The following is a 13,669-nucleotide window of genomic DNA, read 5'->3' as shown; positions in this document are numbered from 1 at the left end:
CGAACAAATGAATGTAGGAGGATGGGAATTTTGAAAAGCAGCAGTTTGGGTTACCCTCGAATCGGGGAAGATCGTGAATGGAAACGTACATTGGAAGCTTACTGGTCCGGTAAAATCGATGAAGCGGAATTTACGTCACAACTAAAAGCCATCCGTTTAGGCAACTTACAAAAACAGAAGCAACAAGGCATTGATATCATCCCTGTCAACGACTTCACTTTTTATGATCAAATGCTCGATATGTCCGTCATGTTCGGTCTTGTTCCTGAACGTTATTCAGCATATGAAGGCGGAAGCGTCCCCCTTTCCGTTTATTATTCAATGGCCCGCGGAAACAATGATGAAGTCGCTTCCGAAATGACGAAATGGTTCAATACGAACTATCACTATATTGTCCCTGAATTAAAACTGGCACAGCTTACTTTAACAGAAAATAAACCACTTACAGCATATCGGGAAGCCAAGGAAAAGCTAGGGATCGAAACAAAGCCCGTTTTGATCGGACCTTATACTTTCCTCTCCCTTTCAAAAGGCTTCAATAAACAAGAAATTCCTGGCATCATCCTGAGCCTGCTTCCCCTATACACGCAAATCCTGCGGGAATTGGAGCAAGAAGGCGTGAAGTGGGTTCAAATGGACGAACCTTCCCTTGTTTCATCCATTTCCAAGGATGATATGCAAACCGTTACTTACCTCTATGAAAAACTGAATGAAGCAGCACCAAACCTGAACATCATGCTACAAACATACTTTCATGCGGTGGAACATTACCAAGAAGTCATCGAATTACAAGTCCAAGGGATCGGTCTTGATTTTGTACATGATAAAGGGAGGAATTTAAGTAACCTTGAGGCATTCGGTTTCCCGAAGGACAAAGTGCTTGCAGCGGGTGTGATTGACGGAAAAAACATTTGGCTATCTGATTTATCCCAAAAAATCGAATTGATTGAGACACTTAAGAAACAGGTAGCCGAGGACCAAATCTGGCTACAGCCCTCTTGTTCCCTGCTTCATGTCCCGGTGACCGTTCGTAATGAAACCGCCCTTTCAAAAGAAGTGAAAGAGGCCCTTGCTTTCGCTGATGAGAAACTTGAGGAAATCACACTTTTGGTCAAAGGGAATAATCAAGGCATTGAAGCAATCGCCGAAAAAGTCGATGCCAATAAATTTACGATTCAAACTTTAGCCAATTCAAATGTCCGAAATCACGGGTCTGTACAATCCAATGTCGAAAAGGTTAAAACCAGGACCGCCGGCCGTCAGCTTCCATTTAAAGACCGTTACCAAAAACAACAGGAATTTTTCAAATTGCCTTTTCTCCCTTCGACTACGATCGGCAGCTTTCCGCAGACATTTGAAGTTAAACAAGCACGCGGGAGATTCAATAGAGGAGAATGGACAGCCCAGCAATATGAAACATTCGTTAACGAAGAAATCGGCAGGTGGATCGAAATCCAAGAAGAAATCGGTTTGGATGTTCTTGTTCACGGGGAATTCGAACGGACGGATATGGTTGAATACTTCGGCCATAAATTAGGCGGATTCGTCTTTTTAGAAAAGGGTTGGGTACAATCCTATGGATCCCGCTGCGTGAAACCTCCAGTCATCTATGGCGACATCCATTTCATCGAACCGATGACAGTCAAGGAAAGTGTATACGCACAATCACTGACGAAGAAGACGGTGAAGGGAATGCTGACAGGTCCTGTTACGATTTTGAACTGGTCATTTGTCCGTGATGATATTTCCAGGGAGAATGTTTGCTATCAGCTGGCGCTCGCTTTGGAAAAAGAAATCATTGCCTTGGAATCTGCTGGAATTAAAATGATTCAGGTTGATGAACCTGCACTTAGAGAAGGTCTGCCATTGAAAAAAAGCGATCGCGACGAGTATTTGAACTGGGCAGTGAATTCATTCTTGATATCCACATCAAGCGTGGAGGATACAACCCAAATTCACACGCATATGTGCTATTGCGACTTCAACAGTTTCATGGACGTCATCTCCTCCCTCGATGCCGATGTAATTTCCATCGAAACATCCCGCAGTCATGGGGAGCTCGCTTCCGCATTCGAGGAAAAAACATATGAAAAAGGCATTGGCCTGGGGGTGTATGATATTCACAGCCCGCGTGTGCCGGCAGTGGAAGAAATGGTCGATATGATTGAACGGGGCATAAAGGTATTGGATAAAGACCAGTTTTGGATCAATCCCGACTGCGGCCTGAAAACAAGGGGTATCCCGGAAACCGTCGCTTCCCTGAAAAACATGGTCGAAGCAGCAAAAATCGTCCGTGAAAACCTTTTAGTAAACCAACAGGCAAATGATTGAGGAGAACGTTGCCCATCCAACACAGCAGTCACGGACTTTTTTAACCGACCTTGTTTTTCCACCGGATACAAATCATCATAATACCATCTTTGGCGGAAAAGTAATGGCCTATGTTGATAAAATAGCTTGCATTTCCGCTATGCGCCATTGTCGAAAACCCGTTGTGACTGCTTCAAGCGACTCTTTTGATTTTTTGGCCCCCATCAAAACAGGGGACGCGATCAACCTTGAAGCTTATGTCACCTGTGCTCATCGCACATCAATGGAGGTATTCGTGAAAGTGGAACGTGAGAACCTATTAACAGGTGAAAAACAGCTAACGGCACGCGCTTTTTTAACGATGCTGGCCATTGATGAAGACGGTAAGCCGACAAACGTCCCTCAGGTCATTCCGGAAACGGAAGAGGAAAAACAGCAATATGTTCAAGCCAAAGCTAGATATATCGAAAGAAAGAAAAAACGGAACTAAACAAAAACCCCTTCAACATGAATGCTGTTGAAGGGGTTTTTGTTTAGTTCCCTGCCCCGCGGTACCTCTTCACTCCCTGATTCCATATGAAAACGGATATCACGAAAAAGGCAACCCCAATTACAGGTGTGGCAAATGCATAAACATACCACTCTTCTTTTCTTAGGAAATAAGATGCCGGATAGACACCGACAAACGCGAATGGCAGCACCCATGTAAGGACAAAACGGATGACCTTATTATAAATATCAACAGGATAGCGCCCGTAGTTCCCGATATTGTACATCATTGGCATGATGGATGTTTTCGCATCCGACCAGAACCCAATGCTTGCTATCGCAACGAATATGGCTGCATAGGCAAGGGCCCCGCCTATTGCAAAAATGATGAAAAGAATCGGGTCATACCACGCAAGCTGCAAATCCAATGAAATCCCCGAATAGAATATGATGATCAAACCGGTCACAACACCAAATAACGCTTCAAGCTCGATTCTTTCTAAAATGACTTGAAACAGGCTATGGATCGGTCTTGTTAATATCCGGTCCATTTCACCTTTGACGATATAGCGGTCATTAAAGTCCCAGATGTTGAAAAAGGCTGAAAAAAGGGCGAATGGGATAAGGAAAAACCCATAAATGAATATGATTTCTTCACGGCTCCAGCCGCTTAAAAATTGGGTATGTCCAAAAACGACTAAGATAAATACCAGATTCACGACCTGATTGAGCAGGTCAGATAGGATTTCCATGAAGAAATCCGCTCTGTATTGCAATCTTGTTTTCATATATTGACTCACATATTGAAAAAACATCGATACATAAAACATCCCGTCAACCTCCTTGAATAATCAGCTGTTTTTTTGCGACTATCCATAAAAGCTGAATCGGTATTATGAGAATGATGCACCAAATTAACTGCTGTAAAAGCGCCATGCCAATTTCGCCTGAACTGTAACCGTTCGTAAAAATCATGCTTGGTACATAGCTGATCCCTTGAAAGGGTAAATATTTCATCACTTCCTGCGCCCATATCGGGTAGAAACTGATGGGCAGCAGCAGACCGGAAAATAAATCAATGATAACCCTTTTAGCGCGGATTAATCCGGCATTATTATATAAGAAAAAGGTAGTGATTCCCGTCAATAAGTTAATTTGTGTATTGATGATGAAGCTGAACAGCAAGGAAATGCCGAACATCCCCCACGTAGCCGGCTCATGCGGCAATTCGATAGGAAAAATGAAAGCTACCAGCAGCATCCCCGGAATCGAGAAGAAGAAGAAACGGAATATCCCTTCCCCAAGTCCTTGCATCGTTTTCATGCCTAAATAGTTATAAGGCCGGATCATCTCAATGGCAACCTTGCCGTCTTTAATCTCAGTGGCGATTTCGCGGTCAATATTATTGAAATAAAAAGCGCGCGCCATCCATGCAACTGCGACATAGGTTGTCATCTGCATGCTTGAAAGTCCTTCGATGGAGCTTTTTTCTCCATATATCGCATTCCATAAGAAATAATAAGCACCGATATTAATGCTATAAATTAAAATGCCAGTATAATAATCCGTTCGATACGCAAGCATCATTAAAAAACGCATGCGGATCATGGCAAGATACTTCCCCATGGCCCTCCCCCTTCTTGATAGACACGTTGTTTCTTAATGATAAGAGAGTCAGACAGTGCCTTCTTCGTAAATATTGCGAACGATCTCTTCAATGGACGTTTCATGTATTTTGATGTCTTTTATTTTAAAATGAGATACGACAGCTGAAACAAGCTGTGAAATATGATCACCTTCTTCTTTCAACAAGGCAATGTAAGTTTGACTTTTCTCATCATAAACCCAGTTAGCGGTAAATGGGAGCGCTAATGATTGTAATTCCTTCAATGCGATCGGCTCGATGAATTGAAAATGGATCTGTTTTTCCTCAGCCCAGTTATCTTTCAAACTCTGCAATTCCCCATCATAGATGATTTGCCCTTCATCAAGCATGATTACACGCTCACATAATGCTTCAATGTCCCCTAAATCATGGGTGGTCAAAAGGATTGTCGTATTATATTTCTCATTGATTTCTTTCAGGAATTCACGAATCTTCATTTTCACGAGCACATCAAGTCCAATTGTCGGCTCATCCAGGAACAGCAAAGGCGGATTATGGATCAAGGCTGCCGCAAGTTCGCAGCGCATTCGCTGACCAAGCGAGAGTTTACGCACTGGTTTGTCCAGCAAAGGACCGATATCAAGCGTCTTGATGACATGTTCCATATGATCGTTATATTGTTCATCCGTTACCTTATAGACCTTTTTTAGCAGCCTAAACGATTCTTGAACCGCAATATCCCACCAAAGCTGTGAGCGCTGACCGAATACGACTCCGATAGTCTGAGTGAACTTTTCCCTCTCTTTATGTGGATTCATGCCATTGACCGTGATTTCGCCTGCTGTCGGTTCCAAAATACCTGTCAGCATTTTGATCGTGGTCGATTTCCCTGCACCATTTTCCCCGATATAAGCTACCATCTCACCCTTTTTTACAGTAAAATTGATATCATTGACGGCAGGGACGACCTTATAATTTCTGGTAAGTAAATCCCGGAAGGCACCCTTTAGCCCTGAACGGCTTGATGCCGACTTAAATTCCTTCCGAAGCTGTTTCACTTGAATTGCATCACTCATCCTGTTACATCCTCCGTAATCTCTTGTCCTAATGAATTAGTTTATCCAAACCAACCTTTTTAGACAATAAAAATGCTTGGATGCCATCTACCATTTTCAGGGAGGAAATGGCCGTTGTACCAGATACATATATAAAGGAGACGAGTATGCTATGAATATCAAAAAATTATTACTATCCCAAATTGAAAAGGTCGTTTTCGACCTTCGATATGACTTCCTTTATGAAGATGAGTACGGTGAATTATTATGCCAGGTCATCCAAAGGGATTCCAGCGGGTCGATCGAAAGCACACCCATCAGTTTCCACCTTCGCATTAATGAAGAGAAAGGAACCGGGCAGCTAATCTATTACCAAGCCCAGGGCGAAATGAACCGCCAATCCTTCGACATCGAAAATCCTGACACCATCTTGGCCATCCTTACTTTCATAACAGGAGTTTTGGGATCCCCCAAAAAAAATGTTGGCCCGGAATCCTGATTCTTCTGGGGGTGCTGCGTTTCCACCAGGGTACGAATCACATTTCCTAGCCTTCCACCCCAGATTTCCGGAGAGAAAAGTGCTATGATTAAGGGGAAATATGTTTATATTTATAGGAGGTTTTAAGATTGGATTTTAGAAATTCGGAGCTTTTACATAAAGAGGCATTGGAACATATCGTTGGCGGGGTTAACAGCCCATCCCGTTCTTACAAAGCTGTAGGCGGCGGTTCGCCAGTTGCGATGGATCATGCCAAAGGGGCTTATTTCTGGGATGTTGATGGCAATAAATATATCGATTATTTAGCTGCATATGGCCCGATCATCACAGGGCATGCGCATCCACATATTACGGAGGCTATCGTTAAAGCAGCGGAATCCGGCGTTTTATACGGCACTCCGACAAAACATGAAGTCAAATTTGCCAAAATGCTGAAAGAAGCCATACCTTCCATGGATAAAGTCCGCTTCACCAATTCAGGCACCGAATCAGTCATGTCCACCATCCGTGTTGCCCGTGCTTACACAGGGCGCGATAAGATCATCAAATTTGCAGGCTGTTACCATGGACACTCCGACCTTGTTCTCGTCGCTGCAGGTTCCGGCCCGTCCACTCTAGGTACACCGGACTCTGCAGGCGTTCCAAAAAGCATTGCACAAGAAGTAATCACGGTACCTTTCAATGATATCGGTTCATTTAAAGAAGCACTTGATAAATGGGGCAATGAAATTGCAGGCGTGTTGGTAGAACCGATCGTCGGCAACTTTGGAATCGTGGAACCAAGCCCTGGCTTCCTGGAAGAAGTCATTTCATTATCTCACGAAGCCGGATCACTCGTCATTTTCGACGAGGTCATCACAGCGTTCCGATTCATGTATGGAGGGGCACAGGACTACTTGGGAATTCAACCCGATTTGACCGCGCTCGGAAAAATCATCGGGGGCGGGCTTCCCATTGGTGCCTATGGCGGTAAAAAAGAGATCATGGATTCTGTCGCACCTCTGGGACCAGCCTATCAAGCTGGTACGATGGCAGGAAATCCGGCTTCCATGCTTTCCGGGATAGCTTGCTTAGAAGTACTTAGAGAAGAGGGGCTTTACGAAGAGCTTGACCGCCTGGGGGAAATCCTTGAAGAAGGTATCCTGAAAGCGGCTGGCCAATATAATGTTCCGATCACCATTAACCGCCTTAAAGGGGCATTGACGATTTATTTCACGACAGAAAAAATTGAAAACTATGAGCAGGCGGAAAATACGGATGGTGAAATGTTCGCCAAGTTCTTCAAACTCATGCTCAATCAGGGAATCAATTTGGCACCGTCCAAATACGAAGCCTGGTTCTTGACAATCGCTCACACGGATGATGATATCGCTTATACTCTAAAAGCGGTTGAACATGCATTCAAAAACCTAATATAATAAATCGAATCAGCATAATTATGCATTTTTTATACACCCTCAGGATGTACATCTATCTTGAGGGTTTCTTATTTCCCTGTAATAAATCTTTAATATTAGCATTTGAAGCCAATCCTCACAAAAATCCCATCAATCACAGCATCCATCCCATTGTATAAAAAATTGATTTCTGAATATTTAAATGATATGATATGGATACATTTATATACATTTATACACTTTCTTTCAATCTATCAAAACTTGGACTATTGTTCGGGTTTACTAATATTTCCCCCATTAAACACATGCTACAGGAGGTGAAAGGCAGAGAATAAGGGTAACCTTATTCAAGCCACAAATATGGCCCAACAATGGACACCTGCTACATTCAAAGAATTTCACAAGGAAGAACATGATGCCTGCGGAATCGTTTCCTGCATCGAAAAAAAGAAGATCCCTACTAACGAAAACATCTTTGCCTGTATCGACGCCCTGGTTAAAATGAACCATCGCTGCGGCTTCATCAATGGTGAGGGCGATGGCGCCGGCATCCATATCGATATTCCCCGGGCTCTTTGGAAAAAGAAACTTGAAGCGGCAAATGTCGATTCAAGCATCGTCGATCAAGATACCTTCATAGTCGGCCACTTATTTCTAAGCAAAAAAACAGAAGCGAACGACTTAAAGATCGAAGTTAAGGAGAAACTGCTCCAACATGGTCTCTCATTGATATTCGAAACGGATAAAGCCTACCGTTCCGAGGCATTGGGACCGATTGCCATTCAAGAAGACCCAGTGTTCTGGCAATTTGCCTGTTCCTCAACCATCAATAACAACCAGGAGCTTTCAAATGTTCTTTTTGAGCTGACTTCCGACATCGAAAAAAGTGATTTCATCCATGTTGCCTCTTTAAGCCAGCATCATGCGGTATACAAAGTGATGGGTGCGGGGGATACGCTCCCTGCCTATTATCTTGATCTTGCCGATCCTTTGGCTGCCTCCACCATGACACTGGGACATAATCGTTTTTCAACCAATACTCTATCAAGCTTCTTCCGGGTCCAGCCTTTCAGCGTGCTTGGTCATAATGGCGAAATCAATACCATCGCCAAATTGCGTGATGAAGCGAAAATGATCGGAGTTCCCATCGCTAAAGACGGAAGCGACTCTCAGGATTTAAACAAGACGATCGAAACTTTCATCTGCCGTCATGGCTACTCTTTATTTGAAGCTGTCGATCTTATGTTTCCGCCAATCATCAATGAAATCAAGGAATATCCCGAGCACTTACAAGACTTATATACGTATTTAAGGGAAGCATGGGGTCATTTTGCACAAGGTCCGGCAGGCATCATCTCCCGTTTCGGCGATGAAGCCGTATTCTCTGTCGACTCTCTAGGCTTGCGCCCTTTATGGAATATTGAAACGGAATCATCCTATATGTTCACTTCCGAACCAGGAATCATCCCTTCCAGTGAATATACCGGAGATCCGAAACCGATGGGTCCAGGGGAAAAAATCGGGTTGAAATGGAACGGCGACCGAATTGAATTGTACACATACAAGGATTACCAGGATAAAGTGTTTGAACTATTCAATGATCGTTTCGTCCTTTCCAATGACCGAGTCCGCTTACAGCCCCAGGCTTTTGAAAAGGTTGTCTCCATGGCAAACACGCAAGCCATTCATAATGGTCAGTATAAAGCCTTTGGGTGGGAAAGGGAGCATGTCCAATTAGTGGAGCAGATGGCCGAAAAAGGCGCTGAGCCCATTCGTTCACTTGGTCATGATGCGCCGCTGGCAGCACTTAATCCCCAACGGACCAACATTGCTGATTTCATCAAGGAAAGCGTGGCCGTTGTAACCAACCCGGCGATCGACCGGGACAGGGAAACCGAGCACTTCTCAACAAGGACGATCATCGGAAAGCGCCCTTCCCTATTCGAAGCGAATAAGGCAGGAAAGGTGACGGAGCTGCTGACTCCCTTATTGATCGAAGGATCAACGGGTTATGAGTGCTCATCCATCGTATCGCAGCCAAGCTACGACCAGTTCATTAAATATAACCAAGATCAAAAACTCGTGCACATCATTTCAAGCACATTCAAAGAGGATGAAAACATCACGGATGCCCTGACCAGGATTACGGATGAAAGTGTCAATGCTGTGGATGAAGGAAAAACGCTGCTCGTTCTGGATGATGCCCTTGCCCATCAAAACGGCAACCTTTGGCTTGATCCACACCTGGTCACTTCAGCCGTCGACCAAGCGTTGGTCCGTACAGGCAAGCGTCGTGATTGTTCCATCCTTTTACGTTCAGCATCGCTAAGGTCACTGCATGATATCATCGTTTCTTATGGTCTTGGGGCCAACTTAATCAGCCCTTATTATATGTTCCTTTCCTTATCTTCAGATGACCATAAGGGGGTTACCAATCTATATAACTCCTTGACGAAAGGGCTTGAGAAAGTCATCTCCACCATTGGCATTCATGAGCTGCGCGGCTATGGAAGACTTTTCTCAAGCATCGGTTTACATGAGGAAATCGCGAAATATCTAAATGTGGCTAATTTCTTCGGATCCAATGATCTGGACTATAATTTTGATAAAATCAAGGCAGATGCCATCCAGCGTGCAGAGGATTACGGCAATGAAAAAGAACGGATGGGCAAGACCTTCCATCTATTCCCAAGAATCTGGAAATCCATCGGGGAAGTTGCTTCAACCGGGGACTATGATGCTTATCGCGAAAAGATCACTGAACAGGAAGAATCCAATCCGACGACGATCCGCCACTTGACATCATTAAAAACTTCAGATGCTTCCGTCCCTTCTGAAGAAGTCAGCCTTTCGATCGGTGAACAGGAATTGCCGTTCGTCATAGCCTCCATGTCCTTTGGATCACAAAATGAGATTGCTTTCCGGGCCTATGCAGAAGCTGCCGAGAGGCTAGGCATGATCAGCATGAATGGTGAAGGCGGGGAAATAAAGGATATGCTGGGCAAGTACCCGAAATCCCGCGGTCAGCAAATCGCTTCCGGACGTTTCGGTGTCAATGCAGAACTCCTGAACTCTTCAAATCTATTGGAAATTAAAATTGGTCAAGGGGCAAAACCCGGTGAAGGCGGTCACCTTCCCGGTTCCAAGGTCACAGCGAAAATCGCAGAAGCCCGAAATGCAACAATCGGTTCCGATTTGATCTCCCCTTCCAATAACCATGATATATACTCAATTGAAGATTTGGCCCAAATGATCCATGAGCTAAAAACGGCAAATGACAAGGCAAAAGTTGCCGTCAAAGTACCAGTCGTTCCAAACATCGGTACGATTGCTGTCGGCGTCGCAAAAGCCGGGGCCGATATCATAACGCTTTCCGGTTTTGATGGCGGGACGGGTGCTGCCAGGATCCATGCACTCTCACATGTCGGCCTGCCAGTTGAGATCGGTGTGAAAGCGGCCCATAATGCACTGCTTGAATCAGGTATCCGGCAGAACGTTGAAATTTGGGCTGACGGTGGGTTAAAAAGCTCGATGGATGTTTTGAAGGTAATGCTGCTTGGGGCAAATCGTGTAGGCTTTGGGACCCTTTCGATGATTGCAGTCGGCTGCACAACGTGCCGCGGATGTCACCTTGATACTTGCCATGTGGGCATCGCCACCCAAATTGAATCGGAAGCTCAGGCGAAAGAACACGGGCTGCGCCGTTTTGTTCCACGTAAATTTGATTTAGCCGTTCAGGGTTTAACGAATATGTTCAGTGCATTTGCAAAAGAACTCAAATCTTTGACCGGGTCACTTGGGGTGAAGAATCTTCAGGATATCGTCGGGCGTTCTGATTTGCTGCAGCAAGTTAAAGGTCAACAATCATTGGATTTAACCTATTTATTAAAAAATCTGGATATAACACCGTTCTCGCATAAGGAAGCGGCGGCATATTTGAATGAAGGCTCCATGCAGGTAGCCGTTGGCGCCGAATATCTTGATTCGCATGTAGATGACCTGCAGCAATCCCGCAGCTATAGCTCGATCACTTCCGAGCAGCGTGTACTCGGCAGCAGGGTCTCCTGTCACCGCGTTAGGGGCAGATTGGATGGATCATACAAAAAACTTCCTCCCGTTCACCTATCCTACCAGGATGGTTCCATTCCGGGTAATGGACTTGGGGCATACAATACGGAGGGAATTTCAATCAGCGTGAATGGCGGTGCACAGGATGGTATCGGCAAAACATCGATTGGCGGTAACATTGCCATCTTTAAATCTCCAGGAAAAGATGGGAAGTTCTACAATGGCTCTGTCGGTAAGGGCTTTGGTTACGGGGCACAGCATGGTCTCCTCATTGCCCAGGGTGATGCCGATGCCAGGGCGGGAATCCGGCTTTCCGGAGCGGATATGATCATTGGAGGACTATTGAAACAACCGCTTCCTAAAAAGGAAAACGGGAATATTGCGGTAACATCCAATATTAAGGGATTCGCTTTTGAATACATGACAAATGGAAGAGGTTTAGTTCTTGGTGATCCCGGTCCATGGATTTGCGCAGGGATGACAGGCGGTGTCGTTTATTTACGGCAACAGCCTGAATCTGGCTTAACCAAAGAAGTCATTAAAAAACGGGTTGCGAAAGGGGCAAAGATTTCCATTGAGCCCCTATCTGCAAAAGGCCTGCAGGATGTGGCCGAACTCCTTGGCAAATACACGGCCCTCTTGAAAGATCATGGCCAAACCGAAGAAGCTGCCTCTTTAGAGACACTGCTTCAGAATCTTGGAGAGCACTTCCTTCAGGTCGTTCCAGTTAAAGAACAGGCGGATCCTGCTGTATCCACGGAGTGATGCCGAAAACATATATTAAAAAAGGCTGATGCTCTTCAATTCGAGCATCAGCCTTTTCCCGTCATAGACCTCTGGGGTCGTCTTCGAACGATTGAAAAACAATGCTGAAAGCAATCAAGAAATTGCCTATCGTTTCTTTATATATTAAACTTGATTTTAACTATTGTAACTCTCAGGAAAATCCTGTATATTACTTTTTGTTTACATCATCTTATTTTAGTGTAAAGTACTAACAAATAAGTTAGAATACAACTTTAAGCAAAGGCCTATATATTAATAGAGCCTTTTCTTGCCAGATCCATTACAACACAAAGAAAGGATTAACCCATATATGAAGTTTGGTGCCCGCATTCTCAAAACAGGAATAGCAATTGTTTTAGCGCTTTACCTATCGGAACTGCTTAACCTTCCTGCTCCTGTCCTTTCTGGGATTGCTGCAATTTTTGCAATACAGCCGACCATTTACCGTTCATATCAAACGGTATTGGAGCAAATTCAAGGAAATATCATTGGCGCATTGGTTGCTGTCTCCTTCGTTTTGTTGTTCGGAAATGATATTTTTATAATTGGTCTTGCCGTAATGGTTGTCATAACCATCAATTTAAAACTGAAAATGGATAAAACGATTGTCCTTTCCATCGTGACAGTCATTGCCATCATGGAAAGCCAGGACGGGGAATTCCTTAATTTTGCCTTTATTCGTCTCTCATCCGTTTTGCTTGGAATCGTTTCTTCGTTTATCGTGAATCTTGTTTTCATTCCTCCAAAGTACGAAGCAAAGCTTTATACACGCATTACAGATGTAACGGAAGACATCTTGAAATGGATCAGAATCAGCACAAGACATGCTACAGAACACACTTTATTGAAAAAGGACATCAGCCGATTGAAGGCCGAGTTACTCGATTTGGAACATATCTATTCCATGTACAAAGAGGAACGGGAATATTTCAAGAAGAACAGTGTCGCTAAAGCAAGAAAGCTTGTCGTTTATCGGCAAATGATCATAACGACGAAAAAAGCGTTTGAAACCTTGAAGAGAATCCATAAATTCGAGAATGAAGTATATCAAATGCCTGAAGATTTCCAACGGAGCATCTTACAGCAGCTTGATTCCTTGATCCGCAAGCATGAGCAGTTGATATTACTGCATATCGAAAAAATCAAGTCAATCGAGGAGATTGAAGATTGGGACCAGGATTGTTTAAGTCGTAAAGAGCTGCTCGCCCATTTTTTCGAACAGCAGAATCAAGTGGACGAAATGCATGATAACCTAGGCCACCTCTCTGCCCGCCTTGTTCCATTGATTTCTGCAGTCATAGAATATGACGAACAATTGGAACACCTTGAAAAGCTGATCGTCAGCTTCCAGTCCTTCCATAAGGAAGATAACGAAATATCTGTCCAGTATGAAGAAGATTAAAAAAGACGGTTCCCGGGAACCGTCTTTTTTTCGTCTCTATTTAGAGCATGCCCTCAT

General features: G+C 44.1%; 9 protein-coding genes. 6 read left to right on the top strand and 3 right to left on the bottom strand.

All coding sequences use genetic code 11. The features are described from left to right. Window positions 1–21: 21 nt before the first annotated feature. Window positions 22–2,331: a 5-methyltetrahydropteroyltriglutamate--homocysteine S-methyltransferase gene (gene metE / locus MKX49_RS01560; protein ID WP_340874433.1), complete on the top strand. Its 2,310-nt coding sequence runs from the start codon at window positions 22–24 to the stop codon at window positions 2,329–2,331. After that, a complete protein-coding gene (locus MKX49_RS01555; RefSeq protein ID WP_323598762.1) occupies window positions 2,324–2,800 on the top strand; it encodes an acyl-CoA thioesterase in 477 nt (158 codons plus the stop codon). Before metE ends, MKX49_RS01555 begins: the two co-directional genes overlap by 8 nt. 43 nt (window positions 2,801–2,843) lie before the next feature. Here the strand turns inward: MKX49_RS01555 and MKX49_RS01550 are convergent, their stop codons facing one another. From MKX49_RS01550 to MKX49_RS01540, 3 genes are read right to left on the bottom strand one after another with little or no spacing between them, the layout of a single operon-like run. Further along, entirely contained in the window at window positions 2,844–3,629 is a 786-nt protein-coding gene (locus tag MKX49_RS01550) for an ABC transporter permease (RefSeq protein ID WP_072272422.1), read from the bottom strand. A 4-nt stretch (window positions 3,630–3,633) separates the two neighbouring features. After that, complete coding sequence (locus MKX49_RS01545) at window positions 3,634–4,425, bottom strand: ABC transporter permease (protein ID WP_072272421.1); 792 nt, start codon at window positions 4,423–4,425, stop codon at window positions 3,634–3,636. A gap of 48 nt (window positions 4,426–4,473) precedes the next feature. Further along, complete coding sequence (locus MKX49_RS01540; protein WP_072272420.1) at window positions 4,474–5,481, bottom strand: ABC transporter ATP-binding protein; 1,008 nt, start codon at window positions 5,479–5,481, stop codon at window positions 4,474–4,476. Between the two features lie 151 nt (window positions 5,482–5,632). Between MKX49_RS01540 and MKX49_RS01535 the strand changes: the two genes are divergently transcribed. The 4 genes from MKX49_RS01535 (at window position 5,633) to MKX49_RS01520 (ending at window position 13,612) form a co-directional block, all read left to right on the top strand. Beyond that, the gene (locus tag MKX49_RS01535) at window positions 5,633–5,959 is read left to right on the top strand and encodes a hypothetical protein (RefSeq protein ID WP_072272419.1); all 327 of its coding nucleotides are present in this window, start codon (window positions 5,633–5,635) and stop codon (window positions 5,957–5,959) included. A 128-nt stretch (window positions 5,960–6,087) separates the two neighbouring features. After that, entirely contained in the window at window positions 6,088–7,377 is a 1,290-nt protein-coding gene (locus tag MKX49_RS01530) for a glutamate-1-semialdehyde 2,1-aminomutase (RefSeq protein ID WP_340874429.1), read from the top strand. Between the two features lie 339 nt (window positions 7,378–7,716). After that, window positions 7,717–12,189: a glutamate synthase-related protein gene (locus tag MKX49_RS01525; protein WP_340874427.1), complete on the top strand. Its 4,473-nt coding sequence runs from the start codon at window positions 7,717–7,719 to the stop codon at window positions 12,187–12,189. Between the two features lie 331 nt (window positions 12,190–12,520). Next, window positions 12,521–13,612 carry an FUSC family protein gene (locus MKX49_RS01520; RefSeq protein WP_034305350.1) on the top strand — a complete coding sequence of 364 codons (1,092 nt, stop codon included), beginning with the start codon at window positions 12,521–12,523 and terminating at the stop codon, window positions 13,610–13,612. Window positions 13,613–13,669 lie beyond the last annotated feature (57 nt).

Source organism: Peribacillus sp. FSL M8-0224 (assembly GCF_038003055.1).
GTDB classification, from domain to species: domain Bacteria; phylum Bacillota; class Bacilli; order Bacillales; family DSM-1321; genus Peribacillus; species Peribacillus frigoritolerans.
The sequence above is the reverse complement of the archived record's forward strand: the minus strand, read 5'-3'. Positions and strand labels throughout refer to the sequence as shown.

What these genes read in the sequence shown, in the direction of transcription:
- metE (WP_340874433.1), top strand. Translation starts at nt 22, where the DNA reads ATGGGAATTTTGAAAAGCAGCAGTTTGGGTTACCCTCGAATCGGGGAA.
- MKX49_RS01555 (WP_323598762.1), top strand. Translation starts at nt 2,324, where the DNA reads ATGATTGAGGAGAACGTTGCCCATCCAACACAGCAGTCACGGACTTTT.
- MKX49_RS01550 (WP_072272422.1), bottom strand. Translation starts at nt 3,629, where the DNA reads ATGTTTTATGTATCGATGTTTTTTCAATATGTGAGTCAATATATGAAA.
- MKX49_RS01545 (WP_072272421.1), bottom strand. Translation starts at nt 4,425, where the DNA reads ATGGGGAAGTATCTTGCCATGATCCGCATGCGTTTTTTAATGATGCTT.
- MKX49_RS01540 (WP_072272420.1), bottom strand. Translation starts at nt 5,481, where the DNA reads ATGAGTGATGCAATTCAAGTGAAACAGCTTCGGAAGGAATTTAAGTCG.
- MKX49_RS01535 (WP_072272419.1), top strand. Translation starts at nt 5,633, where the DNA reads ATGAATATCAAAAAATTATTACTATCCCAAATTGAAAAGGTCGTTTTC.
- MKX49_RS01525 (WP_340874427.1), top strand. Translation starts at nt 7,717, where the DNA reads ATGGCCCAACAATGGACACCTGCTACATTCAAAGAATTTCACAAGGAA.
- MKX49_RS01520 (WP_034305350.1), top strand. Translation starts at nt 12,521, where the DNA reads ATGAAGTTTGGTGCCCGCATTCTCAAAACAGGAATAGCAATTGTTTTA.